The following is a 15,044-nucleotide window of genomic DNA, read 5'->3' as shown; positions in this document are numbered from 1 at the left end:
CGGGGTTTAGCACCGCTTCCGAATGCAAGGATCCACTCATGGCTGATCATCCGGATGTCGAGCCCAGCGCCCAGAAGCTTGCCACGTCGATCGAAGCCAGCAGCCTGCGTGAGCAGCTGGCAACAATCAAATTGGCGCTGACCACCTCGCCAGTGCGAAAACAATTGCTTTGGGCAGCGATCGGCATCGTCGCCGTCATCGTGGCGAGCTCGATCGGGCAGGTTCTGCTCAATCGCTGGAACCAGCCTTTCTACGACGCGCTGGCGCGGCGCGACATGCCGGCTTTCCTGCATCAGCTTCTGGTCTTCGCCGGCATCGCCGGCGGGCTTGTGGTGCTCAATGTCAGCCAGACCTGGCTCGACCAGATGCTTCGCCTGAAGCTGCGCGAGGCGCTGACGCTCGACCTGATCGGCGAATGGATGCGGCCGGCGCGTGCCTTCCGGCTGACCCATGCCGGCGCCATCGGCGTCAATCCCGACCAGCGCCTGCAGCAGGATGCCGGGCATCTCTCCGACCTTTCGACCGGTCTCGGCATCGGCCTGCTGCAGTCCTGCATCCTGCTTGCCTCGTTCGTTGGCGTCTTGTGGTCGCTGTCTTCCGGCTTCGTCTTCCACATAGGCGGCCATTCGCTGGCCATACCCGGTTACATGGTCTGGGCGGCGATCCTCTATGCGGGCACAGCTTCGTGGTTGAGCTGGCTGGTCGGGCGGCCGCTGATCCGCTTCAACAACGATCGCTATACGCGTGAGGCGGAACTGCGCTCCTCGGTGGTTCGCGTCAACGAGAATGTCGATGCCATCGCGCTTGCGCATGGCGAGGCCGATGCCAGGCGCCGGCTCGAATTCGACCTTGGCATGGTGCTGGGCGCCATGCGGCGCATCTACAGCGCCCAGATCAATCTTTCCTGGGTAACCGACACCTATGGCTGGATCACTGTCGTCGCGCCGATCCTCGTCGCTTCCCCGGTCTATTTTGCCGGCGATATCAGCTTTGGCGGCTTGATGATGGCGGTCGGCGCCTTCAATCAGGTCCATTCCTCGCTGCGCTGGTTCATCAACAATATCGGCGGCATCGCCGATTGGCGCGCCACGCTGATGCGGGTCGCCGACTTCCGCATCGCGCTTGGCGACACCGACGCGCTGCACGATACGGAAAGGCGCATTTCGTTCGGCGAAAATCCCGACGGCAGCCTGACCTTCGAGAAGCTCGAGATTGCCTCGCCGGACGGATGCACCAAGCTTGCCGAGCCGCATGTCGAAATCCGCGCCGGCGACCGCGTCATGATCACCGGAGATCCGGGCGCCGGCAAGACGCTTTTCTTCCGCGCCATTGCCGGTCTGTGGCCATGGGGCAGCGGCCGGATCGGCATGCCGGCCGGAGAAGCGCCGATCTTCGTTCCGCGTACTCCCTATTTCCCGCTCGGCAGGCTGCGCGAGGTGCTCAACCATTCAGACGGCGCGGCGGAGGCGAGCGATGCCGAGATTTCGGAGGTGCTGGCCGATGTCGGGCTGCAACGCCTGTCGTCCTCGCTCGATCACTCTGCGCGCTGGGAGCGTGAGCTCAGCGACGACGAGCAGCGTCTGCTGGCCTTTGCCAGGCTCGCCTTGCGACGGCCGAAATGGGTGATCATCGACGAGGCGCTGGACGCGTTCGACGGCGCGACGCTGAGGCAAGTGCTGTCGATGCTGGACAAGCGCCTTTCCGACGCCGCGATCCTCAATATCGGCCGCGGCCAGCACAATACCCGCTTCTTCCCGCGAGCGTTGACCATCGTCAAGGATGCCGGCCAACCGCCCCTCAAGCCGGCCCGTGTCAGGGCAGGCGCCATCGAACCGCCCCCGATTATCGCCTCGGCCCGCCGAAAGAAATAGAAGCCAAGCTTTATTTCGCCGCGATCGCGGCGAAAAACTATCGCGATCGTTTCAGATGGGAACGTTCCGATCGGCCATGCTTGACGCTCTCGCCCTGCTCGCCTGCCTTGCCTGCGCCCCGGCAGCACCTGTGGCCGCGCCCGCCAATGCCATTGCCGTCGACGTCGAGCTGGTGCTGGCCGTCGACATCTCGCAGTCGATGGATGAAAGAGAGTTTGCCCTGCAGCGCGCCGGCTATGTCGCGGCGCTGCGCCATCCCGACTTCATCAATGCCGTGCGTGCCGGCCCTTCCGGCCGCATCGCCATCGCCTATTTCGAATGGGCCGGCACCATCCGCGACGATGCGGTCATTGCCTGGCACGTCATCGACAGCAAGGAGAGCGCCAACGCTTTCGCCGACAAGATCGCGGCCCGCCCGTTCAGGAGCTTCCGCGGCACCTCGATTTCCGGTGCCGTGGCCTTCGGCGCCGAGCTTTTCGATGGCACGGCCTTCGTGGCCAAACGCCGCGTCATCGACGTCTCTGGCGATGGCCCAAACAACACCGGCTTGCCGGTCACAACGGCACGCGATGCGGCGCTGGCGAAGGGCATCGTCATCAACGGGTTGCCGATCCTGATCAGCCCGTCACCGACCTTCAGCCATCTCGACCGGTATTATGCCGAATGCGTCACCGGCGGACCGGGGTCGTTCGTCCTGCCAATCTATGCGGTTTCCGAATTCGCCACCGCCACTCGCCGCAAACTGATCCTCGAGGTCAGCGGCGTCGAGTATCCCAAGGAGGATCCGAGGACGATCCGCATCGACGCACCGATCGACTGCCTGCAAGGCGAGCGCGACCGGCGGTTTTTCTCCGACCCGTATTTCCCGGAACTCGACCGGTAAGGCTTGCCCACGGGTAAGCTAGGCCGGTGGCAGGCCGAAGGCCGGGAACAGAGATGGCCCGAGCGGCCCTATGAAGATCGTCAAGGAAGCGATCCCGCCCTCGGCTGGCTCGAACACATGCAGGGAATGGGCCCGCCACGCCGGGTCATCGTGGCTGCGGGAATAGACCCCGACCGCCGGCTGGCCATTGGCCGCGGTGGCCAGCGTGCGGAAGCCGCCGAACCTCGGCCAGACGGTCTCGAAGAAACCGCGGATCGCTTCGCGGCCTTGATACCATTCGCGCCAAGGCGGCATGGTATAGATGGCGTCCTCACGCAGGAGCTCGATCAAACCTTCGAGATTGGCGGCCTGCCAGGCCTGCATGTAACGTTCGAGCAGCAGGCCTTCTTCGGGGTTGGGCCGTGATCGGCTGGCCGGCCGTCCGCCAGGATAGCGCGCCGTCAGCGTTGCGCGGGCGCGCTGCAACGCGCTGTTGATCGAAGCCGTCGATCCGCCCAGCAAACGCGCCGTCTCGACGGCCGACCATCCCAGGACGTCGGCAAGCAGCAGCGCGGCGCGCTGCCTGGGCGGCAGATCCTGGATAGCGGCGACGAAGGCGAGCTGGACGGCCTCGCGGCTCTCGTAACGGGCTTCCGGACCTGGCTCGCTGCCGGCAATGTCTGGAAGCTCGGCGTCGGGGTAGGGCTCCAGCCACGCGACGTCAGCTACGGCCCCGCCTATGGCCGCCCCGTGCGACGGCGGCCGTCCGGGTTCCCGGAGAATGCGACGCGCCCTCGACCTCGCCTTGATGGCGTTAAGGCAAGCATTGGTCGCGATCATATAGAGCCAACCGCGAACCGAACCCCGCCCGTCGAACTCCGACCTTGCGCGCCAGGCGCGAAGCAACGTGTCCTGGACGAGGTCGTCGGCCTCGTGCAGCGAACCCATCATGCGATAGCAATGCAGCTTGAGCTCGCGGCGATGCGCGGCCGTGACCTTCTCGAAGGCCAGCCGATCGAGGATCGGCTGGCGTGCCGGTTCCAGAGGTGGTTGAGCGTCTGTCATGCTACTTTCGGGTTCCGGGTCAGGTTTGCATTACGCGCGCCTCAGGCGGCCGGGGCAAGCCCGCTCCCGCTCACCATGAAGGAACTGCCTTGCGGCTGGCCGGTGGCGAGTGCGACCACCGCCCGTCCGACATCGGCCGGCGTCTGCATGTCGGTCATGGCGGCGATGAAGTCCGCCGGCTGGATGCCCATATAGGCCGCGATGCTGTCGACGCCGGCCTTGCCCACGCCGGTCTCCGGCATGATCCGCATCGGCGCGAGCGCCATGAAGCGCAGGCAGAGGCCAAGCCGGTCCGACTCCTTCTGGCTATGACCGGCCAGGAACATCTGCATGCGTTTTGCGCCGGCATAGCCGCCGGCATTGGGTGGTCCGCCGGTCAAGGCCGCGCCGCTGGAGATCAGAACGATCCGGGTTCCCGGCTTGAGCGGACGGCGCAGAGCGGCCCGGCAAAACAGGAACGACGCCTTGACGTCGGTGTCCCAATTTGCCGAGAAGGCCTTCCAGTTCTGTTCATGCACCGGCGCGGAAGGGGCCAGCGCACCTGCGCAGATCACCAGCACGTCCGGCTCAAGCGCGGCGAAGACCTTATCGGGGGCGGAGTCCACCGTCGCATCGATCGCGAGCGTCTTCACGCCGGAGACCTCCCAGGCAAATTGCGCCAGGGCCTGTTTTCCGCGGGCGACCGCCAGCACCGTCGCTTTCTCCTTGAGGGCGACCTCCGCAATGGAGCGGCCGACACCCCGGCTGCCTCCGACGACGACGACATTCTGATTTTGCAACGATCCCATGGATCACCTCTCTGTTCCCGGCCGCCGGACCATCCAGGCGCGCCCATCGATAAGGACAGCGCAGGTGGGCGGAAATCATCGGTGCCAGGCAGAAATATCTTTCAGGTGACGGCAGCGGCGCGCCAGTTTTGTATTCGGTGTCATTACCTCGGGGGTAATCGACCAGCGCGCAACGTCCCGGCAAACTGCTCCCATCAAGCCGGTTGTCCGGCTTTCGACCACAAGGAGTTACACCATGACCGCCTACGCCGTCGCCCATATGCGCCAGGTCACGCCGGGGCCGCCGATCGTCGAGTACCTGCAGAAGATCGATGCCACGCTTGAGCCGTTCGGCGGGCGCTTCATTGTGCATGGCAGCGAGGTGGACGTGGTTGAAAACAATTGGCCGGGGCACCTCGTCATGATCGAGTTTCCAGACATGCAGCAGGCGCGCGGATGGTACCGCTCGCCCGCCTATCAGGAGATCTTGCCGCTGCGCACCGCGAATTCTCAGTCCGACGTGGTCTTCGTCGACGGCGTCGAGCACCCGCACAAGGCCACCGACGTGCTTGAATAAGGGGAATGATCGGCTCGCGGGCGGCCTGCTACCGTTTCAGCAGAAATACCGCCTGCTGGCCGAAAAAGTTCCAGAACCACCACGGCATCGAGAAGCCGATCCGCTGGCCGTTGGCGTCGAGCGCGGTTGCCTTTTCCACCGTCGCGCCCAGCTCGTCGCATAGATTGACGAAATCGCGAATGGTGCAGAAATGGATGTTGGGGGTGTCGTACCAGTAATAGGGCAGGTCCTTGGTCACCGGCATTCGGCCGTTGAAGAGCAGCGAAAAGCGCACCCGCCAGTGGCCGAAATTGGGAAATGAGACGATGGCGCGGTTGCCGATCCGGAGCAGTTCGTCGAGCACCAGCTTCGGATTGCGGGTCGCCTGCAAGGTCTGCGACAAGACGACAAAGTCGAAGCCCTTGTCGGGATAGAATTGGAGGTCCTTGTCGGCATCGCCTTGAATGACCGACAGGCCGCGCGCCACGCATTCGTTGACGCCGCGCTGCGACAGTTCCAGCCCGCGGCCGTCGACCTTCTTGGTCGCCTGCAGCAATTCGAGCAGCAGGCCGTCGCCGGAACCGACGTCCAGCACCCGCGACTGCGGCGGGATGAGATCGGCGACGACTTCGAGGTCGACGCGCTGGGCGCGGTTGACGCTCATGAGCTCGCCTCTTGCTCGGCGCATGATCCCGATCCGAAAAGTCTGCAACTTTTCAGGGTCATGCGCTGATGCCTGGCACATGGTCCTGATCCGAAAAGCCTGCAACCTTTCGGGGTCATGCGCCGAGCCCTCTCGCCCGCGCCGCCGAGGCGATGAAGCCTTTGATGGCGGCGAACAGTTCCGGCTCGTCGAGCAGGAAGGCGTCGTGGCCGCGGTCGGTCTCGATTTCGACGAACGATACCGAGGCGCCGGCCGCGTTCAGCGCGTGAACGACCGAGCGGCTCTCCTCGGTCGGGAACAGCCAGTCGCTGGTGAAGGAGACCAGGCAAAAACGGGTCTTGGTGCCGGCGAAGGCATCGGCCAGCCGGCCGCCATGGTCGGCGGCGAGATCGAAATAGTCCATCGCCCGGGTCATGTAGAGATAGGAGTTGGCATCGAAGCGATCGACGAAGGTCATGCCCTGATGGCGCAGATAGCTCTCGATCTGGAAGTCGGCATCGAAACCGAAGGTCAGCGCTTCGCGGTCCTGCAGGTTGCGGCCGAACTTGCGGTGCAGCGCTGCTTCCGACAGATAGGTGATGTGGGCGGCCATGCGCGCCACCGCCAGCCCCTTTTCCGGTCGCTTGCCGTGCTCGAAATATTTGCCGCCATGCCAGTCGGGGTCGGCCATCACCGCTTGCCTGCCGACCTCGTGGAAAGCGATGTTCTGCGAGGAATGGCGGGCGCCGGTGGCGATCGGCAGGGCCGAGAAGACGCGCTCGGGATAGCTGGAGGCCCATTGCAGCACCTGCATGCCGCCCATCGAGCCGCCCAGCACGCTGAACAGCTGTTCGATGCCGAAATGCTCGACCAGCATCAGCTGCGCCCGCACCATGTCGCGGATGGTGATGATCGGCAGGTCGAGCCCGTAAGGCTTGGCGGTTGCGGGATTTGTCGAGGCGGGGCCGGTGGAACCGAGGCAGCCGCCGATGACGTTGGACGAGATGACGAAGAAACGGTCGGTATCGATGATCTTGCCGGGGCCGATCAGCACTTCCCACCAGCCCGGCTTGCCGGTCACCGGATTGGTGTTGGCGACATGCTGGTCACCGGTCAGCGCATGGCAGACGAGGATGGCGTTGGAGCGCGCGTCGTTGAGCGTGCCATAGGTCTGGTAGGCGATCTGGAACGGCGACAGCAGCGTGCCGGCGTCGAGCTTGAGCGGCTTGTCGGCGCCGAAACGCAACACCGGGCTCGACGGCTGGTCGGCCTCGTTGTTGGTTTTTCGCGCGCGCAAAGCGACCATCACATCTCCTTGCCCGGCCTTCAGTTGTCCGCCGGTCCGGGCAACAACCAGTCAGGGCAACAAAAAACCGGCCATGCCTTCGCAAAGCCGGTTACAAGATGCAAACGGCCCTTTAGCAAGTTGTTTAACGTGGCTGCAAGCCGACCGGCCAAATCACCACGGAACTGTCGCTGCTCTTCTAGGACTGACGCATGGCTTCGTCAACGGCAAGTTATTGATCCCGAATTGCCGCCCCTCGACATTCCGGGCCACGGCTTGTATTTCCGCTGCGGCTTCCGGATGGAGGCTTCCTCGACGGATTTCATGGAATGAGCCAGACACCGGATCAGACACGTCCAACGCCCCGCGCCGGCATCATGGACATCGAAGCCTATGTGCCCGGCAAGAGCGCGGCGCCTGAAGGTGTCGTCAAAGTCCACAAACTGTCGGCGAACGAGAACCCGCTCGGTCCTTCGCCAAAGGCGATAGAGGCCGCGCGCGCGGTCGCCGACAAGCTCGCGGTCTATCCCGACGGCAGCGCCAGGCGCCTGCGGGAGGCGATCGCCGACGTGCACGGGCTCAATCCGGCGAACATCGTCTGCTCCAACGGTTCCGACGAGATCCTGGGCCTGCTTGCGCAGACCTACCTCGCGCCCGGCGATGAAGCCATCATCACCGAACACGGCTTCATGGTCTACAAGATCTACATCCAGTCGGCCGGTGCCGTCCCGGTAACGGTCAAGGAGACTGATGAACGCGCCGACATCGATGCGATCCTCGCCGCGGTGACGCCGCGTACCAGGATCATCTTCCTTGCCAATCCGAACAACCCGACCGGCACTTACGTGCCGTTCCAGGAGGTGCGCCGCCTGCATGCGGGCCTGCCGCGAAACGTGCTTCTGGTGCTGGATGCCGCCTACGCCGAATATGTCCGGCGCAACGACTATGAAGCTGGCGTCGAGTTGGTGGGCAGCGCGGAAAACGTAGTCATGACCCGCACTTTCTCGAAATTGGGCCTCGGTGGCGCGAGGATCGGCTGGATCTATGCGCCAACGCACGTCATCGACGCGATCAACCGCGTGCGCGGGCCCTTCAACGTCAATGCGACGGCGATCGAGGCAGGCATCGCGGCGATCCGCGACCGGGCTCATATCGAGCGCAGCGTCGCGCATAACGAGACCTGGCTGGCCTGGCTGAGCGAGCAATTGACCGGGCTCGGGCTGCGGGTGACCCCGAGCGTCGGCAATTTCATCCTGATCCACTTTCCCGAGGACAAAAAGCATTCGGCGGCGGCCGCCGACGACTACCTCAGTGCGCGCGGCTACATATTGCGGCGCGTTTCCGGCTACGGTTTTCCCAACGCGCTGCGCATGAGCATCGGCACCGAAGAGGCTAATCGCGGCGTTGTCGCAGCACTCGCGACATTCCTGAAAAGCTAGGGCACCATGACCTCACCGATGTTCGAAAAGATCGCGCTGGTCGGCATCGGCCTGATCGGTTCGTCGCTGGCCCGCGTCATCCGCCGCGAGGGACTTGCCGGCCAAGTCGCCATTTCGACGCGCAGCGAAGCGACGCTGGAGCGGGCGAGCCAACTCGGCCTTGGCGACACCTACACGACAGATGCGAAAGAAGCGGTTCGCGATGCCGATCTGGTCATCGTTTCGGTGCCGGTCGGCTCTTCAGGCACGGTCGCCCAGGAGATCGCACCGGCGCTGAAGAAGGGCGCCATCCTCACCGATGTCGGGTCGACCAAGGCATCGGTGATCGCGCAGATGCAGCCGCATGTGCCTGATGGCGTGCACTTCATCCCCGGCCATCCTTTGGCCGGCACCGAAAAATCGGGACCGGATGCCGGTTTTGCCGAACTGTTCGAGAACCGCTGGTGCATTTTCACGCCGCTGGCCGGCACCGATCCCGTGGCGCTGGAAAAGCTCTCGGAATTCTGGCGCCGCTGCGGCTCCAACATCGACACGATGGACCCGCAGCATCACGACATGACGCTGGCCATCGTTTCGCACCTGCCGCACATCATCGCCTATAACATCGTCGGTACCGCCGACGATTTGGAGTCGGTGACCAAGTCCGAGGTCATCAAATACTCGGCTTCCGGCTTTCGCGACTTCACCCGTCTCGCGGCGTCCGACCCGACCATGTGGCGCGACGTCTGCCTGCACAACAAGGACGCCATCCTCGAAATGCTGGCGCGGTTCTCGGAAGATCTATCCTCGCTGCAGCGGGCGATCCGCTGGGGCGACGGCGAAAAGCTGTTCGACCTGTTCACCCGCACCCGCGCTGTCCGCCGCTCGATTATCGAGGCCGGCCAGGACATCGACGTACCGGATTTCGGCCGCCAGGCAGTCGAACACCCGCCGAAGGGATAAGCCGCGGCAAGCCGATCGCAGGCAGTACCGCCCCAGAACGGTTCATCGTTTCACGGAAACGCCGAACCGGTCTATCTTTTTGTTTGACGCAATCCGGACGGAAAACCGTTCACAATTTTCCTGGAATTGCTCTAGTCGAGCGGCTTGATCTTGCCGAGCGGGATGAAGCCGAGCGAGGCCTTGCCCTTCACGATCTTCAGCGGCATCGACGGTGCGTTGCCGAGCAGCGCCAGTCCGGCGAAGCCGGTCTGGATTTCTTTCTTCTGCTCGGGGATGGCGGTGGCGAGGATTGCCGCCACGGTCTTCGGGTCAGTGAGCTTGATCATCAGGTCGGCATTTATGAGACCGTCGTCATCGACCGACAGCGGTCCGGAAACGGTGATGCGCGCGGTTCCTGAAGACAGATCGAGCTCGTGGATTTCGGCCGCCTGGCCGCGCAGACTCTTCGGATTTGCCTTGATCAGCGTCACGCCGTTCTTCAATGTCACGTCGCCGCTGCCGTCGAGCGGCGGCAAGACGCGCCCGCCGATGGCCTCTGCGTCGATTTCGAGATCGGTGAAATTGCCGGCATAGTCGATGTCCGGGCCGTTTGGGCGCAATTGTCCGGTGGCGGTTCCGGCGCTGAACAGCGAGACGGGATCGGTGTCGTCCGCCGGATCGGTCTGGCCGGACAGGCCTTCTGCCTGCAGCGAGAGGCGCCTCGGCAGCGGCCAGGACAGCTTCATGTCGGCTTGCAAATCATCCCAGTCGATCCACAGCGGCGTCATGCCGGGAACAGAGGTCCTGAGCGGCCCCCTGAACTCGGCGGCAGGCGACAGAAGCCGCGTGATCTGCGTGGCGGCGTTGATTTTGCCGGTCGATGCAGCGACGTTGCGGCTGTCGTCCTCGTAAGCCAGACTGTCGCAGGAAAGGGTGAAGGTGAAGGGATAGCCGCTGACCGCGAGATTGGCGCAGTCGGCCTTGATGCCTTTGTCGTCAAGATCGGCGACCGCCTTGTCGGTTGCGCTCTCGACCAAGTCCGCCAGGTAGAACCAGCCGGCGCTGTAGATGCCGAACAGCACGAGAATGAAAGCGGCAAGCCACAACAGGCGGCGACGTTGGCTGGGCGGCGGGCGCTCGTCACTTGACGTCATGCTGCGGCTTTCGTTAACGCGGGTGGCACGGGCGGGCTGTCGCTTTCGGCAACAACAGGTAGACGGACTGAAACACCACCGGTGAGGTGGTTCGTCACAATCAGGCTTGGCGATATGGGCGATTTTTGGGTTTTTGGCTACGGCTCACTGATCTGGCGGCCGGGATTCGCGCATGTCGAGACGCGGCGTGCCCGCCTGCATGGCTATCGCCGTTCGCTCTGCGTCTATTCTTTCGTGCATCGCGGCTCGCGCGAACGGCCGGGCCTGGTGCTCGGCCTCGACCGCGGCGGCTCCTGCATCGGGCTGGCGTTCCGGGTTCCAGGCGAGCTGCGCAACGAGGTCGTCACCTATCTGCGCGAACGCGAGCTGGTCACCAACGTCTATCTCGAGCGTGTGCTCAGCGTCCGCCTCGACAAGCGTGAAACGGATGGGGGCGAGACGGTCGAAGCCATCGCCTATGTCGTGGACCGCAGCCATGAGCAATACGCCGGTGCGCTCGACGCCGCCGAGGCAGCAGCCGTCGTTCGCGGCGCCGTCGGCCAGTCGGGGAGGAATGAGGATTACGTGCTCAGCACGCTGGAGCACCTCGAAGCACTGGGTATAAGCGATCGCTGGCTGGAAGAGGTGACAAGACGGGTCGCGACGTAGCTTCTTTGGTCGTTGACCATGATGCTTTCGGCGTCGTGGTCCGGGCTACATCCTGAAAATCTGTTTGCCAAGATCGGCGCGATCCAGGCTGTTTGCCACGGCGAGCTTGAACTCGGTCAACGGGCGGAGACCGCCGACAGGAACGTGGAAGCCGGGCTGGCCGAAGATGTCGATGATCTCGCGTAGCACAGGTCGGTCGGCTTCGACCGGCGGCGAAAAGAAGTAGCGATAGATATTCGCCCTGATCTCCACGCCGCTCAGCAACACATCGAAATTGTGAAGTTCGAAGCGCTCGGCACTCATGCCGCCATTGATCACCATCTGCCCGCCGAGCGCCAGGGTGCGGATCAATTCGCCGCTGACAGGTCCGCCGACATTGTCGATAATCCCGTTCAATCCGGCGCCACCGGTGATATCCATCACGGCTTCCCGGATACTTGCCTTCAAGTCCGAAAGGTCAAGAATGGCGGCGACGCCAAGCGTCTTCAGATCGAAGCTTTGGTGCGAGCGCCGCACCAGCGCGATGACGTTGATGCCGCGTCGTTGGGCGAACTGCATCACCATTGTCGAAATCGACGAATAGCCGGCCGTGACAGCCAGCCACTGGCCAGGCCGCACACGGGAATCCACCATCAGATCCCACGCGGTAATGGGGTTCACCATCTGCCCGGCGCGTTCGACCGGATAGCCGGCAGGCAACGGGATCAGCCATTCGGCGGGAATGGCCGCGTACTCGGCCCAACTGCCATAATAGCTGAACGCGACGAGCGTGCCCGGTTCCAGCAAAACGTTCGCGCCAACGGCTTCGACGATGCCGGCGCCATGGTTTCCCGCGATCTGCTGGGGAAAATGCGGCTTCTTCGGTTCGGGATAGAGGTTCTGGATAAACAGGAAGTCGCCCGGATTGATCGAGGCCGAGACCATCCTGACCAGCACCTCGCCATCGCCGATCCGCGGCATCGGCAGGTCGTCAACGCAGAGCACGTCGCGCGGCGAGCCGATGGCGTCAAATACAATTGCTTTCATGCCGGTCTCCATAACAAACGATCCGGGGCAAACAGTCTGGGCTTGGCCAGACCGTGCCGAAATTTGCGTCGGCGCCGCGGAACTTATGGCCGGCCGGCAAAGGCCAGAATTGGCAGATTTGACAATCTATGTGCTAAACTTGCCAATTTCCTCAGAGGGGCTGGTTTGGAAGCCGGACACGGCGCGGCGGGTCGCGGTTTTGTGAAGCGCCAGCGGGTTGGAAAAGAGGCTATGCGTTTGACGTTGCCATGGCGCGACATAGGTTAGCCCGGTCGGCGGCTCCCACCCGCCTCAGCATGAATCACCATGGAGATCAGCCTTGCAGAAACGTCGTCTCGGTCGCACCGACCTATCCATCGCGCCATTGGTTCTGGGCGGCAATGTGTTCGGCTGGACCGCCGATGAGAAAACCTCGTTCGACTTGCTCGACCGCTTTGTCGACGCCGGTCTCAACGCCATCGACACGGCCGATTCCTATTCGCGCTGGATTGCCGGCCACCAGGGCGGCGAATCCGAAACCATCATCGGCAAATGGATGAAGAGTCGCGGCAACCGCGACAGGGTTGTCGTCATCACCAAGGTCGGTTCGGACATGGGGCAGGGCAAAAGGGATCTGTCCGCCGCCTATATCGAAAAGGCCATTGATGCCTCGCTGAAGCGGCTGCAGGTCGATACCGTCGATCTCTATCTGTCGCACTGGCCCGACCCTGCGACCCCGTATGAGGAAACGCTCGGTGCTTACCAGAAACTGCTCGACAAGGGCAAAATCCGCTATGCCGGCGCTTCCAATCTCGACGCCGCCCAATTGCGCGCCGCACTCGACGTAGCAAGCCTGCGCGGCCTGCCGCGCTACGAGGTGCTGCAGCCGGAATACAACCTCTACGACCGCTCGTTCTTCGATGGTCCGCTGCGTGATCTGTGCGTGGCCGAGGACATCGGCGTCATCACCTATTTCAGCCTCGCCAAAGGGTTTTTGAGCGGCAAGTACCGCAGCGAAGCCGATCTCGGCAAAAGCCCGCGCGGCGGCGGTGTGAAAGGGTATCTCAACGCGCGTGGCATGCGCATTCTCTCAGCGCTCGACGCCGTGTCGGCCAGACATTCGGCCAAGCCGGCGGAAGCGGCGCTGGCCTGGGTCATGGCGCGCCCCGGCGTCACCGCTCCGATCGCCAGCGCGACGACGCTCGGCCAGCTCGACAGCCTGGTGCGTGCGGCGTCGTTGCAGCTCAGTCCGGACGATATCGCCGAGCTCGACAAGGCCAGCGCATAGCCGCGCACGATCGTTCAAGACCCGCACCGCTGCCTTGCCTACCGTCCTACATCGTCACAGGATGCAGGGACGCCGCATGGCCGGACAGGTTCTTCTCGATCAGCAGCTATGGCAGCAATTGCTGGCGCTTGTGCTGGCATCGGCCATCGTCATGGGCAGCCCGGGGCCGGCGACGATAAGCGTCACCGCGGTCGGCGCCGCGTTCGGCCTGCGGGATTCGCTCCGCTATGCCTCGGGGATCGTTGTTGGCACGATCCTCGTGCTCGTGGTGGTGGCGACGGGCATCATGGCCGTTCTCGCCGCGTTGCCGAAGCTCGCGGCGCTGCTGGCGGTCGCCTCGGCAGCCTACATCCTTTACCTGGCGTTCAAGATAGCGACGGCGCCGCCACTGACGGCACGCGTCCGTGGAGCGGCGCTTCCCACTTTCCTTGGCGGGTTTCTTCTGGCTGTTGCCAACCCGAAAGCCTATGTGGCGATTGCCGCCGTGTTCGCCAGCGCGTCTTCCGGCGCCGGCGGTCTCGGTATTTCAGCCAAGCTGGGGGTTCTCACCTTGATGATCGTTGCCATTCATCTCTTGTGGCTTCTCGCCGGCGCAGCCTTTGCACGTTTGCTGCGCAAACCGCTGGCTTCGCGGATCATCAATCTGGTGTTTGCCGTGACGCTGGTTGCAACAGCCGCCCTGGCTGCCCTGCCGTGAGCCCTTGTGGCATCTGAGGCCGTTGCCTCAGCCTTTCAATTCAGGTTTCGCGTCCAGCTCACCAAGCCTTTTCACCGCAGTCGGCGGCATCGGCGGCGGGTTCGGCGTTTGCGACGCCTCGACGAGGAGCTGGTCGCAGGCGGCCTCCGTCTCGCCGATCAGCCGTTGCATGAATTCGTCCTTGCCGAGGCCGGGCGGGATCGGCGACAGGAAGCGCGCCTTGATCGTGCCGGGATAGCGCAGGAATTTGCGGCGCGGCCAATAGAGGCCGGCGACGTGAGCGACCGGCACCACCGGAATGCCAAGTTGCGCGTAGAGTTCGACGATGCCGTATTTGTAGACCGGCTCGTCGCCCGGCGCCCGGCGCGTGCCCTCGGGATAGATGATGAGCTGGCGGGGATTGCGCGCCAATTCCTGTTTGGTCGCGGCGATCACCATCTTCAATGCCTTCGAGCGGCTGCCGCGGTCGACCGGAATCATCCGCATCTTCAAGATGTACCAGCCGAAGAACGGGATCCAGGTCAGCTCCCGCTTCAATATGTAAACGGGATCGTCGAGGAACGGCAGGAAAGCGATCGTGTCCCAGAAGGACTGGTGCTTCGGCGCCAGGATGAAGGAGCCTTCAGGCAGGTTCTCCTGGCCGGTGATCTCGCTTCTGGTGCCGGCGATCTTGTCGTAGAGCCACATGCTGGTGCGCGACCAGAATTTCGGCACGAACCAGGCGCGGTGGCGCGGCGACAGGAAATAATACGGGGTCCAGAGGATCATCTGGACGATCAGATTGAGGTAAAAGGCGAGATTGAACGCCAGCGAGCGGAAATAGAGCATACAGCAAGTGCCCGG

At 63.5% G+C, this 15,044-nt stretch carries 15 protein-coding genes and 1 riboswitch; of the genes, 8 read left to right on the top strand and 7 right to left on the bottom strand.

Translation table 11 applies throughout. From position 1 onward, the window contains the following. Positions 1–38: 38 nt before the first annotated feature. Positions 39–1,871 carry an ABC transporter ATP-binding protein/permease gene (locus NKH01_RS24830; protein ID WP_353022879.1) on the top strand — a complete coding sequence of 611 codons (1,833 nt, stop codon included), beginning with the start codon at positions 39–41 and terminating at the stop codon, positions 1,869–1,871. Positions 1,872–1,947: 76 nt separating this feature from the next. Beyond that, on the top strand, positions 1,948–2,754 hold the full coding sequence (locus tag NKH01_RS24825) for a DUF1194 domain-containing protein (protein WP_352591157.1): 807 nt from the start codon (positions 1,948–1,950) through the stop codon (positions 2,752–2,754). An 18-nt stretch (positions 2,755–2,772) separates the two neighbouring features. Here the strand turns inward: NKH01_RS24825 and NKH01_RS24820 are convergent, their stop codons facing one another. Further along, positions 2,773–3,798, bottom strand: coding sequence for an RNA polymerase subunit sigma-70 (locus NKH01_RS24820; protein ID WP_352895398.1), 1,026 nt, complete (start codon positions 3,796–3,798; stop codon positions 2,773–2,775). Between the two features lie 41 nt (positions 3,799–3,839). Beyond that, the gene (locus NKH01_RS24815) at positions 3,840–4,586 is read right to left on the bottom strand and encodes an SDR family NAD(P)-dependent oxidoreductase (protein ID WP_353022876.1); all 747 of its coding nucleotides are present in this window, start codon (positions 4,584–4,586) and stop codon (positions 3,840–3,842) included. Between the two features lie 235 nt (positions 4,587–4,821). Between NKH01_RS24815 and NKH01_RS24810 the strand changes: the two genes are divergently transcribed. Then, positions 4,822–5,142 (top strand): DUF1330 domain-containing protein, encoded by a 321-nt coding sequence (locus tag NKH01_RS24810; protein ID WP_352591151.1) that lies wholly within the window; start codon positions 4,822–4,824, stop codon positions 5,140–5,142. Positions 5,143–5,170: 28 nt separating this feature from the next. Here NKH01_RS24810 and metW read toward each other — a convergent pair whose 3' ends face one another. After that, positions 5,171–5,785 carry a methionine biosynthesis protein MetW gene (gene metW / locus NKH01_RS24805; RefSeq protein WP_023721109.1) on the bottom strand — a complete coding sequence of 205 codons (615 nt, stop codon included), beginning with the start codon at positions 5,783–5,785 and terminating at the stop codon, positions 5,171–5,173. Positions 5,786–5,900: 115 nt separating this feature from the next. Next, positions 5,901–7,070, bottom strand: a complete 1,170-nt coding sequence (gene metX / locus NKH01_RS24800) for a homoserine O-acetyltransferase MetX (RefSeq protein ID WP_292661143.1) — start codon at positions 7,068–7,070, stop codon at positions 5,901–5,903. A 92-nt stretch (positions 7,071–7,162) separates the two neighbouring features. Continuing rightward, positions 7,163–7,240, bottom strand: a riboswitch (SAM riboswitch). Positions 7,241–7,378: 138 nt separating this feature from the next. Here metX and hisC point away from each other — a divergent pair. Further along, the gene (gene hisC, locus NKH01_RS24795; RefSeq protein WP_352917672.1) at positions 7,379–8,488 is read left to right on the top strand and encodes a histidinol-phosphate transaminase; all 1,110 of its coding nucleotides are present in this window, start codon (positions 7,379–7,381) and stop codon (positions 8,486–8,488) included. Positions 8,489–8,494: 6 nt separating this feature from the next. Beyond that, positions 8,495–9,430 (top strand): prephenate/arogenate dehydrogenase family protein, encoded by a 936-nt coding sequence (locus NKH01_RS24790; RefSeq protein WP_352483504.1) that lies wholly within the window; start codon positions 8,495–8,497, stop codon positions 9,428–9,430. A gap of 131 nt (positions 9,431–9,561) precedes the next feature. On the opposite strand, the gene NKH01_RS24785 is transcribed toward NKH01_RS24790, so the two are convergent. Then, positions 9,562–10,563 (bottom strand): DUF2125 domain-containing protein, encoded by a 1,002-nt coding sequence (locus tag NKH01_RS24785; protein WP_353022873.1) that lies wholly within the window; start codon positions 10,561–10,563, stop codon positions 9,562–9,564. A 114-nt stretch (positions 10,564–10,677) separates the two neighbouring features. On the opposite strand from NKH01_RS24785, the gene NKH01_RS24780 reads away from it, so the two are divergent. Then, entirely contained in the window at positions 10,678–11,211 is a 534-nt protein-coding gene (locus NKH01_RS24780) for a gamma-glutamylcyclotransferase (protein WP_023721103.1), read from the top strand. A gap of 45 nt (positions 11,212–11,256) precedes the next feature. On the opposite strand, the gene NKH01_RS24775 is transcribed toward NKH01_RS24780, so the two are convergent. Continuing rightward, complete coding sequence (locus tag NKH01_RS24775; protein ID WP_353022870.1) at positions 11,257–12,237, bottom strand: quinone oxidoreductase family protein; 981 nt, start codon at positions 12,235–12,237, stop codon at positions 11,257–11,259. A 319-nt stretch (positions 12,238–12,556) separates the two neighbouring features. Here NKH01_RS24775 and NKH01_RS24770 point away from each other — a divergent pair, with 319 nt between their 5' ends. Both NKH01_RS24770 and NKH01_RS24765 read left to right on the top strand, forming a co-directional pair. Continuing rightward, on the top strand, positions 12,557–13,504 hold the full coding sequence (locus NKH01_RS24770; RefSeq protein ID WP_023721101.1) for an aldo/keto reductase: 948 nt from the start codon (positions 12,557–12,559) through the stop codon (positions 13,502–13,504). A 76-nt stretch (positions 13,505–13,580) separates the two neighbouring features. Then, the gene (locus NKH01_RS24765) at positions 13,581–14,201 is read left to right on the top strand and encodes a LysE family translocator (protein ID WP_352917668.1); all 621 of its coding nucleotides are present in this window, start codon (positions 13,581–13,583) and stop codon (positions 14,199–14,201) included. Between the two features lie 27 nt (positions 14,202–14,228). Here NKH01_RS24765 and NKH01_RS24760 read toward each other — a convergent pair whose 3' ends face one another. Beyond that, positions 14,229–15,029: a lysophospholipid acyltransferase family protein gene (locus NKH01_RS24760; protein WP_023721099.1), complete on the bottom strand. Its 801-nt coding sequence runs from the start codon at positions 15,027–15,029 to the stop codon at positions 14,229–14,231. Between the last annotated feature and the right edge of the window lie 15 nt (positions 15,030–15,044).

The sequence above is a fragment of the Mesorhizobium sp. M1403 genome (genome assembly GCF_040317695.1).
In the GTDB taxonomy this organism is placed as follows: domain Bacteria; phylum Pseudomonadota; class Alphaproteobacteria; order Rhizobiales; family Rhizobiaceae; genus Mesorhizobium.
This window is presented reverse-complemented; position numbering and strand designations above follow the sequence as displayed.